This is a genomic window from Stenotrophomonas sp. STEN023 (assembly GCF_056760135.1).
Genome location: NZ_JBRREF010000032.1, coordinates 1 through 15,422, shown reverse-complemented (window position 1 = coordinate 15,422; position 15,422 = coordinate 1). Strand labels below are relative to the sequence as shown.

Here is a 15,422-nt window from a genome sequence, read left to right as displayed (position 1 = left end):
CATGGCGAGCAGCCCCCTCGTTTCCGCCACGCCACCGGCCTACCCGGAAGGGCTGCCCGCCAGTGTTGGCAAACAGCTGCCGCAGGAGCTGTATCTGGAAGTAAGCATCAACCAGAGCAGCAGCACCCAGCTTGCACGCTTCATCGTTATCGGACAGCAGCTGTCTGCCAGTGCGGCAACATTGCGGGAACTCGGCCTGCACCTGCCGGCGAACGTCGAACCCGACCAGCAATTGGTCGATCTGGCGCAACTGGCGGATATCGAGATCAGCTACGACGCCTCCAACCAGCGCCTCGCACTGCAGCTGCCGCTGACTGGACTGGATCGACCGCTCACTCACCTGAGCCTTGGCACGGCCCCCGTTGCGCTTGCAGCAAGCGACAGCAGCCCCGGCCTTCTGCTCAACTACGACCTGCATGCACAACAGCAACGCGGCTTCCGCAGCGCCGGCAGCTTCACCGAGCTGCGCCTGTTCGGCGTGGGAACAGGCATCTGGTCCACCACCCAGAGTACACGCCTGGATGCCAGCCGCGGCCACTGGCAAAGCCGGAACATCCGCCTGGACAGCCACTGGCAACTCGACCTGCCCGGTCCGATGCTCAGCCTGAGCATTGGCGACAATGTAACCGGCGCACTCGAATGGTCGCGCGCCGCACGCATCGCGGGTGTGCATCTATCGCGCAACTTTTCCCTGCAGCCGTACCGGGTCACCACGCCGCTGGCTTCGTTCACCGGCGATGCGGTACTGCCGTCCACGGTGGACCTGTACATCAATGGTATCCGCCAGGCCAGCCGCAACGTGCAGCCTGGGCGGTTCCAGCTGGATACAGCTCCCTCGCTCAACGGCAGTGGCCAGGCGCAGCTGCTGGTGACCGATATCAATGGTCAGCAGCGCATGCTGGAGTTCGCGCTGTATGGCACACCCACCCTGCTGCAGGCCGGCCTGAGCGACTGGTCGCTGGATATTGGCGTGTTGCGTGAGGACTACGGACTGCGCTCCATCGCCTACGGCGGCAGGCCGATGGCCAGCGCCAGCCTGCGCCACGGCCTGCACCAACAACTGACCGTCGAAGCACATGCCGAGCTCAGTACGGACCTGCAACTGGCAGGCATAGGCGCGGTGGCCCTGCTTGGGAAGCGCGGCGGGATACTGAGCGGCTCATTCAGCAGAAGTCACGCTGGCAGCGCGCCTGGACACCAACATGCGCTTGGCTATCAATGGAACGCACACGGTTTCAGTATCTCGACGCGTACCCAGCGCCGCAGCGCCAACTTTCGCGATGCACCAGCACTTCTTGCCAATGCGCCGTTGCCCCGCCGTACCGACCAGTTCTTTGTAGGTATGGGCAACGCCCACAGCGGCCAGTTCAGTCTCAGCTACGTGTCGCAGGAATACCCCGGCAGCACACGTACCCGTCTGAGCGGACTTGGATGGTCACGCAACCTGCGCACCAATACCTGGCTCAGCATGCAGTTCCAGCACGACCTGGACAACCGCCAGGCGGACAGCGCCAACCTGTATGTCTCCCTGCCATTGGGACGACTTACCAAGCTCAGTAGTTCGCTGCGCCACGGCAACGACGGTAACGTGCTCGCACTGGAGGCCAATCGCAGCCTGCCTGCAGATACAGGCGGCTGGGGCTGGCGCGCGCAGGCCGACGTGGGCACACGCGGCAGCGCCAACGCCGAGCTGAGCCACCTGGGCGGCGCCGGCCAATGGCGTGTTGGCATGGACTACAACGCCGATGCCGGCACGGCTGGATACGCCGACGCGAATGGCAGCGTCGTGTGGTTCGGCCGAGGCATACACACGCTGCGCCGGGTTGACGATGCATTCGCGCTGGTATCGACCAATGGCGTGGCACAGGTCCCGGTACGGTTGGAGAACCGTTTGATCGGCCGCACCGATGCGCATGGTCAGTTGCTGGTAACACCGCTACGCGCCTGGCAGCGCAACCTGATCAGCATCGACACCCTTGGCCTGCCAATGGACATGCTGCTGGATGATCCACAGCGTCAGGTGGTACCCATATCCGGTAGTGGCGCGAGCGTGGTGTTCAAACTGCAGCCAAGCCACCCGATGCCTCTGCAGATTCGCGGCGCGGATGGCCAATGGCTGGGTATGGGCAGCGCGATCACCGTCGAACTTGCAGGCCAAACCGTGGCAACCACCGTCGTTGGCCATGGCGGCGAGGTGTATCTACAGGACCCACCTGCCGGTGCAGTCCTGCGCATCTCGCTGGACGAGAGCCACGACTGCGTGCTTCCCCTGCCAAGCGCGGCACAACGCGCCGACCCGACCCAGGTGACAACACTGCGGTGCCAACCATGAGCCACACAGCCACGTCGTCACTGCGAAACCTGGGCATCACAACGAGACTCATCCTGCTGCCGGCACTGGCATGGCACCCGCTTGCTGCTTCGGCACAAAGCTGTCAGGTAACCCGCAGCCCGAATATTGACTTCGGCGAAATTCAAGGCACCGCCACCACCGATACAGCGGCCACCGTCATCGTGACTTGCCAAGGCCTGGCACCGTTCGGCAACCAGATCACCGCCTGCATTTTCCCTGGCGAGGGTATCCCCAGCGGCGTGGCACCACGCCGCATGACAAACGACGCAGGCGCCATGATGAACTACGATCTCTATGCAAACCCCGCGCAGACACAGCTGCTCGGCCCACTGGGTGGCAGCCAGCCCGTCTATGCCATCTCAGTCCAGGCAGGTGCACTGAGCCCGCAGCAGATCTCATTCAACATCTATGCCCGCGTCCCGGGCGGCCAGGTATTGCCAGCAGCCTATCTGTACGAAGGCAATCCAGGACCTTCCGTCCTGCGATACAGCTATGGCCCGCCACTGCTGGCACCGCCCACCGCAGCGAACTGCCGCGATGGCACCTTTCCATTGCTGGGAGGGGCTGGCCAATCCCAGTTCTTTTTCGGCACTGTCAGCGCACAAGTAGCCAACGCATGCCTGATCAGCATCGCCAACGATCTGGACTTCGGCAGCGCCACGCGCCTTGATACCCCGCGCGACCAGACATCATTGATCCGCATGCGTTGTGCCATCGGTACCGCATGGACGATGACCCTGAGCAACGGCAGCAACCCCGCCAACGGGCAACGCCGGATGGCATCCAACGGCAATTTCCTGCCCTATGAGCTTTACCTGGACCCAGCGCTGCTCATCCCCTGGGGCGACTCCAAGGCCACCGGTGCCAGTGATGTCGGCGAAAATGCCGATGTCTCGTTCCCCGTCTACGGCCGGGTGTTCCCACAGGCGGCACCCATTCCAGGCACTTACAGCGACACAATCACGGTGACGCTTACCTATTAAGCCAGCCAGAATCAGCTACCGGCCCGGTAAATTGCGTCCAGTCCAGCCAGGGGCTATACTTCGCCGGCTTTTTCGGGCTCCTGCCCTTTGAAGCGCGCTGACACCGGGCGTCAACCGGTGAATCCTCACCTGTTGCCCCCATCCGTGCCGGGGTGCCCTGTCCTTCAGGGTTCGGCCACGGAGGCATCAGGGAAGCCCAACCCCGGAACTGTTTGCGCGCTCCATATATGAAGCCGCGCATCGCAGCACGACTCCAACAAACCGGTCGCGCGCGGTGTCAGTTCCACCATCAGGAGTTTTGCAATGCCCCAGATCACCATGCGTCAGATGTTGGAAGCCGGCGTCCACTTCGGCCACCAGACCCGTTACTGGAACCCGAAGATGGGCCAGTACATCTTTGGCGCCCGCGGCAAGATCCACATCATCAACCTGGAAAAGACCGTCCCGCTGTTCAACGATGCGATGAACTTCATCTCCTCGGTTGCCCAGAAGCGCGGCACCATCCTGTTCCTGGGCACCAAGCGCAGCGCGCGCGACGCCATCAAGGAAGAAGCCGAGCGTTGCGGCATGCCGTTCATGAACCAGCGCTGGCTGGGCGGCACCCTGACCAACTTCGCTACCGTGAAGAAGTCGGTTGCCCGCCTGAAGGAACTGGAATCCGGTGAAACCGACGGCAGCTTCGACAAGCTGGTCAAGCACGAAGTGCTGGGCCTGCGCCGTGAGCGCGACAAGCTGGAAGCCTCGCTGGGCGGCATCAAGGAAATGAACCGTCTGCCCGACGCCATCTTCGTCATCGACATCGGTCACGAAGACATCGCCATCAAGGAAGCCAAGAAGCTCGGCATCCCGGTGATCGCCGTAGTTGACACCAACTACAACCCGGAACTGGTCGATTACGCCATCCCGGGTAACGACGACGCCATCCGTGCCGTGCAGCTGTACGCTCGCGCCGCTGCTGACGCCGTGCTGGAAGGCAAGGCTGCTGCTCCGAACGCCGCCACCGTGCGCGAAGAAGAGTTCAGCGAAGCCGCTGCTGGCGAAGAAGCCAAGCCGGCTCGCCGCGCTCCGGCCAAGAAGGCTCCGGCCAAGAAGGGCGACGAGGCTTCGGCCTGATCCCCCTGGCGGGTGCAGCCCCTGCACCCGCTCCCCTGCGCTGGCGCCGAAGGCGCTGATCGCTGACAGGGCTGCGTAACAACGGCCGGCCATCATGGCCGGCCTACCCCTTTCTATTGATGAGGTAATTCCATGGAAATCACTGCTTCCCTGGTCAAGGAACTGCGCGAGCGCACCGGCGCCGGCATGATGGAGTGCAAGCGCGCTCTGTCCGAGACCAATGGCGACATCGACGCAGCGGCTGAAGCCCTGCGCAAGTCCGGCGCTGCCAAGGCCGACAAGAAGTCCGACCGCGTCACCGCTGAAGGCCGCGTTGGCGTCGCCAGCAACGGCGGCAAGGCTGTGCTGGTCGAAGTGAACTCGGAAACCGACTTCGTTGCCAACGACGTCAACTTCAAGGCGTTCGTCGACGCCGTTGCCGCAGCCGCCCTGGCTTCCGGCGCCGCCGACGTTGAAGCCCTGAAGTCGGTAAAGCTGGCCACCGGCGAAACCGTCGAAGAAACCCGCGCCACCGCGATCCAGAAGCTGGGTGAAAACATCCAGATCCGCCGCCTGGTCAAGATCGACGGCGACAACACCGTTGGCACCTACGTGCACAGCAACGGCAAGATCGGCGTGCTGGTCGAACTGGCTGGCGGCAACGCCGAGCTGGCTTCGGGCCTGGCAATGCACGTGGCCGCGATGAACCCGCCGCACAACAAGGCTGCCGATGTTCCGGCTGACTTCGTTGCGAAGGAAAAGGAAATCGAGCTGGCCAAGATGACCGACAAGGACAAGGCCAAGCCGGCCGACATCCTCGAGAAGATCATCAGCGGCAAGATCAACAAGATCATCAGCGAAGTCACCCTGTACGGCCAGAACTACGTTCTGGACGGCGACAAGACCGTTGAGCAGGCCGTCAAGGCAGCTGGCGGCGACGTTGTCGGCTTCCAGCGCCTGGCTGTCGGCGAAGGCATCGAGAAGGTGGTGGAAGACTACGCCGCCGAAGTTGCCAAGGCGATGCAGGTCTAAGCACCCGCTACCAGCAACACCTGAGAAAGCCGCGGACATCCGCGGCTTTTTCTTTGCCTCAAGCCGCCCGCACCGGCACACTCCAGGCACTGGACTGCAATCGCCGTCTTTGCTTAAGGCATCCTGTATGCTTGGCCCACTGCCGACTGCTTTTTTGACATGTCCCCCGAGCTCACCGCAGCCCTGTCCCTCTGCCGCAACCTGCCCTCGCCACCGGCCATCGCTGTCCGTTTGATCGAGCTTGCGCAGGATCCGGAAACCGACATCGCCAGCGCCGCCGACGTCATAGCACTGGATATGGGCTTGAGCGCACGCATGATGCGCATCGCCAATTCACCGCTGTACGCCAGCCGCCGCCGCATTGAAAACCTTGGCCAGGCATTGACCATGCTTGGCCTCAACGCCACCCTTCAGCTCGCACTGGGCTTCAGCCTGTCGCGCGCATTGCGCGAAGACGAAGACCACGCCCACCTGTTGCAGGCCGTCTGGCGCCGCAGCATCCTCAGCGCGCTGGCTGCCCGCTACCTCGGCTTGGCCCGCAACGTGCGCCGCGTGGAAGAACTGATGCTTGCCGGCCTGCTGCAGGACATCGGCATTCTTGCCCTGTTGCAGCTGCGTAGCGACAGCTATCCGGCGCTGCTTGCCGGCGCTGCCAACAATGAAGAACTGCTGGCCCACGAACGCACCATCCTCGACTGCAGCCATGCCGATATCGGCGCACAGCTGTGCGAGCAATGGGGCCTTCCGCCCTATCTGGTCGATGCAATCAAGCACAGCGAAGCCCCGGCCGAACCGACCGACCTGTTCGGCCGCTGCGTTGCGCTGTCAGGCAGCATTGCCGAAATCTGGCTGAGCAAGGATACCGACCAAGCCCGTGACCGCGCCCTGCGCCTGGTACATGCGCAGCTGGAAATGGACAGCAGTCAGTTCGAGCTGGTGCTGCAACAGGTCAGCCAGATGCTGCCGGAAATCAGTGCGCTGTTCGACGTGCCGGTACCCTCGCCCGCCCGCATCACCTACCTGCTCGATCACGCCGCTGAGTTGATGGCCCTGCGCAACCTGCGCGAGCTGCAGGACGCCAGTGCTGCCAAGCGCCGCGCCGATGATTTCGAACAGCAGGCACGCCGCCTGACCGAACAGGCACACTTGGACGCACTCACCGGGCTGTTGAACCGGCGCCAGCTGGAAGTCGTGCTGGCACAGGAATTCGACCGCGCTGGCCGCGCCGATCGCCCCCTGTCAGTGGCCTTCATCGACCTGGACGATTTCAAGAAGATCAACGACCAGCATGGCCACCTGGTCGGCGACCAGGTATTGCAGGCGTTCGCCAGCCAATTGCAGGGCCAACTGCGCGGCAGCGACACCGTGGCGCGCTTCGGTGGCGAGGAGTTCGTGGTGCTGTTCCCCGGTACCAACGAGCAGACTGCGCTGGACGTGATCCGCCGCGTGCTCGTCGCCATCACCCAGTCCCCGATCGTCACTGTTGCCGACATGCCGCTGCACGTGACCTTCTCGGCCGGCGTGGCCACCCATGGCGCCTACGAGCGTTTCACGGACATGCGCGACCTGCTCAAGGCCGCCGATGACGTGCTGTACCGCTCCAAGAACCTCGGCCGCAACCGGGTAATTGCCCGCGCACCGGACCCTCACCCCACCGCCTGCTGAACCAGATTGCGATTGACCGGCTTTTTGTCGCTGCGCTGCAACAATAGATGTCACCTGAAACTGCGGCATCCGTTAGAATCCCCCGCGTTTTCCAGCCATCTGAGGTCACCATGTCCAAGCTCGCCTACCGTCGCATCCTGTTGAAACTTTCCGGGGAGGCGCTGATGGGGGACGAGGACTACGGCATCGACCCCAAGGTCATCAACCGCCTGGCCCATGAAGTCATCGAGGCCCAGAACGCCGGCGTCGAGATCGCACTGGTGGTTGGCGGCGGCAACATCTTCCGCGGCGCAGGCCTGGCCGCAGGCGGCATGGACCGCGTCACCGGCGACCACATGGGCATGCTGGCCACGGTCATCAACGCCCTCGCCATGCAGGACGCGCTTGAAAAAGCCGGCGGCAAGGCCCGGGTGATGAGCGCGATCAAGATCAATGACGTGTGCGAGGACTACATCCGCCGCCGCGCCATCCGCCACCTTGAAAAAGGCCGCCTGGTGATCTTCGCCGCCGGCACCGGCAACCCGTTCTTCACCACCGATTCGGGCGCTGCGCTGCGCGCGATCGAGATCGGCGCCGACCTGCTGCTCAAGGCCACCAAGGTCGACGGCGTCTACGACAAGGACCCGAACAAGCACGCCGACGCGGTCCGTTACGAGAGCCTGAGCTACGACCAGGTCATCAGCCAGGGCCTGGAAGTCATGGACACGGCCGCCTTCGCACTGGCCCGTGACAGCGACCTGCCACTGCGCGTTTTCGACATGAGCCAGCCCGGCGAACTGCTGAAAATCCTGCACGGCGAACACATCGGCACCCTGGTCCACGGCCGCGACGCACACTAAACCCCGCTTCCGGCACGGTGGGCAGGGGTAATCGCCTATAATCGGCCGGTTCTAGAAACATCCAGGATTCGGCCGATGATCAACGATATCAAGCAAGATGCGCAGGCGCGCATGACCAAGAGCATCGATGCTCTGCGCCATACCCTTACCACCATCCGCACCGGCCGCGCTTCACCGGCCCTGCTGGACGGCATCAAGGTCAAGGCCTACGGCACCGACACCCCCCTGAATCAGGTGGCCAGCATCAGCGTGTCCGAAGGACGCTCGCTGGTGATCACCCTGTTCGACAAGAACATGATCAAGGAAGTGGAAAAGGCCATTTACGCCTCCGACATCGGCATCACCCCCACCACCATGGGCACCGTGATCCGCCTGAACCTGCCGCCGCTCACCGAAGAGCGCCGCAAGGAACTGGCCAAGTCGGTAAGCAAGGAAGGCGAAGAAACCAAGATCGCCATCCGCAACATCCGCCGTGATGCCAACCAGGAAGTAGCCAAGCTACTCAAGGACAAGGCGATCACCGAGGATGACGACCGCCGCAGCCAGGAAGACATCCAGAAGCTGACCGACAAGGCGATCAAGGACGTCGACGAAGTGGTCAAGCTCAAAGAACAGGAACTGATGGCGGTCTGAGGCGTGTCCTCCGTCCCGCATAGCGACACTGCCGCCGTTGCCGTGCCCGGCCACATTGCCATCATCATGGATGGCAATGGGCGCTGGGCGCAGCAGCGTCGGCGACCGCGCATGATCGGCCATCGCGCCGGCGCGCGCGCAGTCAATCGCACCATCGACTTCTGCCTTGAACGCGGCGTCGGCGCACTGACCCTGTTTGCGTTCTCCAGTGAAAACTGGGGCCGCCCGCAGGAGGAAGTCGATTCGCTGATGAAGCTGTTCCTCGGCGCACTGGACCGCGAGGTGGACGAGCTCCACCGCCGCGGCGTGCGCGTGCGCTTCATCGGCGACCGCAGCCGCTTTGCCGCTGGCATCGTCCAGCGCATGGACAAGGCCGAGCTGCGTACCCACGGCAATACCGCGATGACCCTGAGCATCGCCGCCAGCTACGGCGGCCGCCAGGACATCGCACAGGCCGCACGCCATCTGGCCGAACAGGTTGCCGCCGGCACCTTGTTGCCCGAGCAGATCGACGAGCAGGCCCTGGGCCAGCACGTCGCCTTGGCCGACATGCCGCCACCGGACCTGTTCATCCGCACCGGCGGCGATACCCGTATCAGCAATTTCCTGTTGTGGCAGCTGGCCTACAGCGAGCTGTGGTTCACTGACGTGCTGTGGCCGGATATCGACGCGGCCGTCCTTCAACAGGCACTGGACGACTATGCAGGGCGCGAGCGCCGCTTTGGTCTGACCAGCGCCCAGATTGCCGCCAACACGGCAAAGAGCGCCCATCCATGACCAAGACCCGTGTGATTGCAGCGCTGATCATGGCCCCGGTGGCGATCTGCGCGATCCTGTTCCTGCCCTCGCAGTGGCTCGCCGCCGCTGCAGCACTGGTGTTCCTGATCGGCCTGTGGGAATGGCTCAAGCTCACCGGCGTGGTTGGCCTGCCGCGCACCATCCTGGTGGTGCTGAACCTGCTGCTGATGGTGCTGCTGGTGTGGGCCTCGGACGGCAGCATGGTGCTGTTCCAGCTAGCCGCACTGGTTGGCGTCGGCTTCTGGCTGTTGGCGCTGCTGTGGCTGCGGTTCTTCGACTTTGGCGCGCATGAAGAAAGCAGCGCGCGCATGCTCAAGCTCGCCGCCAGCAGCCTGGCAATCATCCCGGCCTGGGCCGCATTGGTACTGATTCATGCCGGACCCAACGGCCACCTGTGGCTGCTGACCGCACTGACCTTGGTCTGGGCAGCCGATTCCGGCGCTTACTTTGCCGGTCGCGCCTTCGGCAAACACAAGCTGGCACCGCGCATCAGCCCAAACAAGACCATTGAGGGCCTGCTTGGCGGCCTGGTTGCCGGTCTGGTCACCGCTGGCGTGTTTGGCTGGTTTGCCGGCGTGCAGATGTCGCAATTTGGCTGGTTGATGCTGGTCACTGCCGTGGCGGTGCTGGCCTCGGTACTGGGCGACCTGTTCGAGAGCCTGCTCAAGCGCCACGCCGGCGCCAAGGATTCCGGGCACATCATCCCCGGCCACGGCGGCGTGCTGGACCGCATCGACGGCGTGCTCGCTGCCCTGCCGGTATTTGCGCTGGGCAAGGAAATCTTCGGCTTCTAAGCATGCCCACCTCCTCCTTACGTCAGGTCGCCATTCTTGGCGCCACCGGCTCCATCGGCACCTCTGCGCTGGATGTGATCGCCCGCCATCCGCAGCAGATGCGCGCCAGCGTGCTGGCCGCTGGCAGCAATGTGGATGGCCTGATCGCGCTGTGCCAGCAGCATCGCCCGGACCACGCTGCCATTGCCGACCCGGCCCTGTTCACGCGCCTGCGTGACGGCCTCAAGCACGCCGGGCTGGCGACCGAAGCACACGCCGGCCATGACGCCATCGACGCATTGGCCGCCAGCGACTGCTGCGACACCGTCGTCGCGGCCATTGTCGGCGCCGCCGGCCTGTCCTCGACGCTGGCCGCCGCCCGTGTCGGCAAGCGCCTGTTGCTGGCCAACAAGGAATCACTGGTCCTGGCCGGCGAGCTGCTGACCCGCGAGGCCGCCAACGCCGGCGCCGAGATCATCCCGATCGACAGCGAACACAACGCCATCTTCCAATGCCTGCGCTCACGTGACGCGCGACTGGAAGCCGGGGTGCGCCGGATCATCCTGACCGCCTCCGGCGGCCCGTTCCGGGGCCGCACCCGCGCCGAGCTGGAAACAGTGACCGTGGCCCAGGCCGTTGCCCACCCGAAGTGGTCAATGGGACCGAAGATCTCGGTCGATTCGGCGACGTTGATGAATAAAGGGCTCGAAGTCATCGAGGCCCATCATCTGTTCAACGTGCCCGGCTCGCGCATCGACGTACTGGTACACCCGCAGAGCCTGGTGCATTCGTTGGTCGAATTCATCGACGGCTCGACCTTGGCCCAGCTTGGCCTGCCGGACATGCGTACCACCCTGGCGGTCGGCCTCGGCTGGCCGCAACGGATCGAGTCCGGCGTTGGCGGGCTGGACCTGCTGAGCCAGGGCCGGCTGGATTTCGAGGCGCCTGACATGGACGCCTTCCCCTGCCTGCGGCTGGCCTGGCAGGCGATGGAGGCCGGTGGCAGCGCCCCGGCGATCCTGAACGCCGCCAACGAAGTCGCCGTTTCAGCGTTTCTTCAGGGGCGCATAGGCTTCCTGTCGATCCCGGCACTGGTGGAACACACGCTATCTACCCTGCCCTACGTGGCGGCCGATACACTGGACGTCCTGTTGGCAGCCGATACCCAGGCCCGCCATATCACCGAAACCGCCATTGCCCGCCTGCCGAATGTCTGATTCCACCCTACAACCGAGCTGCGCCCATGGCTGATTTCCTGGGGTCCGTGTGGTGGATGATCGTCAGCCTGGGCGTGCTGGTGACGTTTCATGAGTTCGGCCATTACTGGGTTGCCCGCCGCTGCGGGGTAAAGGTGCTGCGCTTCTCGGTGGGCTTCGGCAAGCCACTGTGGAGCCGTCGCAACCGCAACGGCACCGAGTTCGCCATCGCCGCCATCCCGCTGGGTGGCTACGTGAAGATGCTCGACGAGCGCGAGGTCGAGGTGCCGGCGGGTGAACGCGCCGTCGCCTTCAACAACAAGACCGTCTGGCAGCGCATCGCCATTGTCGCCGCCGGCCCTGCCGCCAATCTGATCCTGTGCATTGCCCTGCTGTGGGCGATGTTCGTGATCGGCCGCCAGGACTATTCGGCCACCATCGGCCGCACCACCGGCATGGCGGCCCAGTCAGGCTTCGTCGCCGGTGACCGCATCCTCGCCGTCGAAGACCGCACTGTCGACACCTGGGCCGAGGCCAGCATGGCCCTCACCACCGCTGCCATGGACCGCCAGGATGCCCACGTGCGCGTCCGCGACAACCTCGACAACGAGCGCACCCGGGTGCTGCCGCTGTCGCAGCTGCCGGCTGGCTTCGATGAGCGCCAGGTACCGATACTGGCGGGGTTTGCCTGGCAGTTCTCGCTGCAGCCGGCTCGGGTGACCAAGGTCGCGGCCGATTCAGCCGCAGCCAACCTGATCCAGCCCAACGACCTGATCCTGGCCGTGGACGGCCAGCGCGTGGACGATGCAGGACTGGTACTGCCCCTGATCCAGCAATTGGGCCAGCGAGGCGGGCCGGGCATGATCGAGGTCGAGCGTGCCGGTGAACGGCTGGCGCTGGAGATCACACCACAGCCTGGCAAGGCCCCGGACGGTAAACCGATCTGGCGTATCGGCCTGGAATTCGCCACCGGCCAGATGCCGGCCTACGACGCCCGCCAGCAGTACGGCGTACTTGCCGCCTTCCCCGCCGCCGTGCGCGAAACTGGCAAATTGGCATCAGATTCGCTGGGTATGATGCGCCGCATGCTCACCGGCCACGCCTCGGTAAAGAACATTTCCGGACCGATCACCATCGCCCGCGTGGCCAATGCCTCGGCTGAACGCGGGCTGGATTGGTTCCTGTATTTCCTGGCTTTGCTGTCGCTGAGCCTGTGCATCATCAACCTGTTGCCGATTCCCGTCTTGGACGGCGGCCACCTGCTGTATTACCTTATTGAGTTGGTCAAGGGCAGCCCGCTTAGCGAGCGCGCCATGGCCGCCGGCCAATACATCGGTCTGGCGCTATTGGCGGGGTTGATGGGGTTGGCGTTCTACAACGACATCCTCAGCCTGGTCCCGCGATGAACTTTTTCCCGTTGTCGTCGTCTTACGCCGGCACTCACGCATTATCGAAATCGACTCCAACCGGACGTGATATGACGCGACTTCCCAATCGCCGCTTGCTGGCCCTCGCACTTGCTGCCGGTCTGGCCCTGCCTGTCCTTGCACAGGCGGCCGAGCCCTTTACCGCCAGCGACATCCGCGTGGACGGCCTGCAGCGCATTTCCTCCGGCACCGTGTTCACCTACCTGCCGGTGGAACGCGGCGACACGGTGGACGACGCCAAGATCGGCGACACCATCCGCGCCCTGTACAAGACCGGCTTCTTCGAAGACGTGCAGCTGGACCGCCAGGGCGACATCCTGGTCGTCACCGTCAAGGAGCGCCCGGCGATCAACAAGTTGACCGTCACCGGCAACAAGGACATCAAGAGCGAGCAGCTGCTCAAGGGCCTGGCCGACATCGGCCTCAGCGAAGGCGGCACCTTTGACCGCCTGAGCCTGGACCGCGTGACCCAGGAGCTGCGCCGCCAGTACAACGACCGCGGCAAGTACAACGTGGAGATCACCCCGACGGTGAGCCCGCTGGACCGTAACCGCGTCGACGTTGCCATTGCCGTCAAGGAAGGCAAGGCGGCCAAGATCCGCCACGTCAACCTGATCGGTACCGAGAAGTTCCCGGCCGAAGACATCATGGACATCTGGGAGTCCAAGGAGCACAACTGGGCCTCGTGGTACCGCCGCGATGACCAGTACTCCAAGGAAAAGCTGTCCGGCGACCTGGAAAAGCTCAACTCCTGGTACCTGGACCGTGGCTATGTCGACTTCAGCATCGACTCCACCCAGGTCTCGATCAGCCCGGACAAGCGCGACATGTTCATCACCGCCGGCGTGACCGAGGGTGAGCAGTACAAGATTTCCGAGATCAAGGTCACCGGCGACACCATCCTGCCGCAGGAAGACGTCGAGAAGATGGTCATCCAGAAGAGCGGCGATACCTTCTCGCGCGCCCTGCTGGAGTTCAGCGCGGACGGCATCACCAACAGCCTGTCCAACGTTGGCTATGCCTTCGCCAAGGTCAACCCGATCCCGACCAGCAACCGCGCCGACCGTACCGTGGCAGTGAACATGCAGGTGGTACCGGGCCCGCGCGTGGCCGTGCGCCGCATCGTGTTCAAGGGCAACTCGCGCACCAGCGATGAGGTCTTGCGCCGTGAAATGCGCCAGTTCGAGAACAGCTGGTACTCGCAGGCGGCGATCGACCGTTCCAAGATCCGCCTGCAGCGCCTGGGCTATTTCGAGTCGGTTGACGTCGAGACCCAGCCGGTGACCGGCAGCAATGACCAGGTCGACGTGGTCTACAACGTCAAGGAAACCACCTCCGGCAGCTTCGTGTTCGGCCTGGGCTATTCGCAGTCCTACGGCATGACCACCTCGGTGCAGCTGTCGCAGAACAACTTCCTCGGCGGCGGTAACCGCGTGTCGGTCGAAGCCTCGCGCAGCAGCTACCTGCAGCGCTATGGCTTCAGCTACACCAACCCCTACTTCACCGATGACGGCGTCTCGCTGGGCTATAACCTGTCCTGGCGCGAGCTGGATTACTCCGACTTCAACACCGCCCAGTACAACAGCACCAACGGTTCTGCGCAGGTGGTGTTCGGCATTCCGATCACCGAGAACGATGCGTTCTCGCTGATGTTCGGCATCGACAGCAACCAGATCACCACGTACCAGGGCTACACCCCGCAATCGATCATTGATTACATCAATGCTGTCGGAGCCCGTACCTTCCACTCCTGGCGTTCGGAGCTGGGCTGGGCACGCGACACCCGCAACGACTACTTCATGCCGACCCGTGGTACCTACCAGCGCCTCGGCCTTGAAACCACGTTGCCGGGCTCAACGGTTGAGTACTACAAGCTGAGCTATCAGTTCTCCAAGTACTGGCCGATCATCCCGTCGCTGGTGATCAACACCCGTCTTGAGCTGGGCTACGGCGATTCGTACGGCAAGGACAAGATCGGCGAGGCATGCTGGATTGATATCCCCGCTACCAGCACCACCTCGGCAGGCACCCAGGTTGTCGACTGCGCAACCAATCCGACCGCCAATCGTCGCGAGCTCCGTGCCACCGGCCTGCCGTTCTTCGAGAACTTCTACGCCGGCGGCACCAACTCGGTACGTGGCTTCGAAGACAACACCCTGGGCCCGCGCTCGGAAGCCATCGGCGGCTATTACAACGGCCAGCCGCTGGGTGGCTCGGTGAAGACCGTCGGCTCGATCGAAGCCTACTTCCCGAAGCTGTTCGACAGCCCGTCCGCGCGCGTTTCGGCCTTCGTCGACTTCGGCAACGTGTTCAACGGCACCAGCAACTTCAAGGCCAATGAGCTGCGTGCGTCGGCCGGCGTGGCCCTGCTGTGGCGCGCTCCGGTCGGCCCGATCTCGATCAGCTACGCCATCCCGCTGAAGAAGGAAGAAGGCGACGAGATTGAGCGTCTGCAGTTCACCTTTGGTGGTCAGTTCTGACGAACTGACCCGCTGACCCGGGGTGAAGCCCCGGGTACCCCCAGTGATTGCCCACGCAAGGCAGTGGGGCGCGCGCCGGGTGCCCCCATTCCCCCCCCCCGGGGGGCGCCCCCCGGTAGAAAGGGGGGGGGCCCCCGCCTATACCCCACAA

Annotated in this window: 12 protein-coding genes; all 12 read left to right on the top strand. The window is 63.9% G+C overall.

All coding sequences use genetic code 11. The annotated features are described in order from the left end of the window. The first annotated feature begins 1 nt into the window (after position 1). Entirely contained in the window at positions 2–2,332 is a 2,331-nt protein-coding gene (locus tag ACVOLV_RS10975) for a fimbria/pilus outer membrane usher protein (RefSeq protein ID WP_481554430.1), read from the top strand. Beyond that, positions 2,329–3,336 (top strand): Csu type fimbrial protein, encoded by a 1,008-nt coding sequence (locus ACVOLV_RS10970; protein WP_481554429.1) that lies wholly within the window; start codon positions 2,329–2,331, stop codon positions 3,334–3,336. Before ACVOLV_RS10975 ends, ACVOLV_RS10970 begins: the two co-directional genes overlap by 4 nt. 303 nt (positions 3,337–3,639) lie before the next feature. Beyond that, positions 3,640–4,449, top strand: coding sequence for a 30S ribosomal protein S2 (gene rpsB / locus ACVOLV_RS10965; protein WP_481554428.1), 810 nt, complete (start codon positions 3,640–3,642; stop codon positions 4,447–4,449). A gap of 132 nt (positions 4,450–4,581) precedes the next feature. After that, a complete protein-coding gene (gene tsf / locus ACVOLV_RS10960; protein WP_481554427.1) occupies positions 4,582–5,460 on the top strand; it encodes a translation elongation factor Ts in 879 nt (292 codons plus the stop codon). Positions 5,461–5,619: 159 nt separating this feature from the next. Then, positions 5,620–7,125, top strand: coding sequence for an HDOD domain-containing protein (locus ACVOLV_RS10955; RefSeq protein WP_481554426.1), 1,506 nt, complete (start codon positions 5,620–5,622; stop codon positions 7,123–7,125). 110 nt (positions 7,126–7,235) lie between these two features. Next, positions 7,236–7,964 (top strand): UMP kinase, encoded by a 729-nt coding sequence (pyrH, locus tag ACVOLV_RS10950; RefSeq protein WP_481507894.1) that lies wholly within the window; start codon positions 7,236–7,238, stop codon positions 7,962–7,964. 75 nt (positions 7,965–8,039) lie between these two features. Further along, complete coding sequence (frr, locus tag ACVOLV_RS10945) at positions 8,040–8,597, top strand: ribosome recycling factor (RefSeq protein ID WP_481507893.1); 558 nt, start codon at positions 8,040–8,042, stop codon at positions 8,595–8,597. Positions 8,598–8,600: 3 nt separating this feature from the next. Then, the gene (gene uppS, locus ACVOLV_RS10940) at positions 8,601–9,374 is read left to right on the top strand and encodes a polyprenyl diphosphate synthase (RefSeq protein ID WP_481554425.1); all 774 of its coding nucleotides are present in this window, start codon (positions 8,601–8,603) and stop codon (positions 9,372–9,374) included. Further along, positions 9,371–10,189 (top strand): phosphatidate cytidylyltransferase, encoded by an 819-nt coding sequence (locus ACVOLV_RS10935; protein ID WP_481554424.1) that lies wholly within the window; start codon positions 9,371–9,373, stop codon positions 10,187–10,189. Before uppS ends, ACVOLV_RS10935 begins: the two co-directional genes overlap by 4 nt. Positions 10,190–10,191: 2 nt before the next feature. Continuing rightward, on the top strand, positions 10,192–11,385 hold the full coding sequence (locus tag ACVOLV_RS10930) for a 1-deoxy-D-xylulose-5-phosphate reductoisomerase (protein WP_481554423.1): 1,194 nt from the start codon (positions 10,192–10,194) through the stop codon (positions 11,383–11,385). Between the two features lie 26 nt (positions 11,386–11,411). Continuing rightward, positions 11,412–12,770, top strand: a complete 1,359-nt coding sequence (rseP, locus tag ACVOLV_RS10925; RefSeq protein WP_481554422.1) for an RIP metalloprotease RseP — start codon at positions 11,412–11,414, stop codon at positions 12,768–12,770. A gap of 71 nt (positions 12,771–12,841) precedes the next feature. Further along, entirely contained in the window at positions 12,842–15,271 is a 2,430-nt protein-coding gene (bamA, locus tag ACVOLV_RS10920; protein ID WP_481554421.1) for an outer membrane protein assembly factor BamA, read from the top strand. The last annotated feature ends 151 nt before the right edge of the window (positions 15,272–15,422 follow it).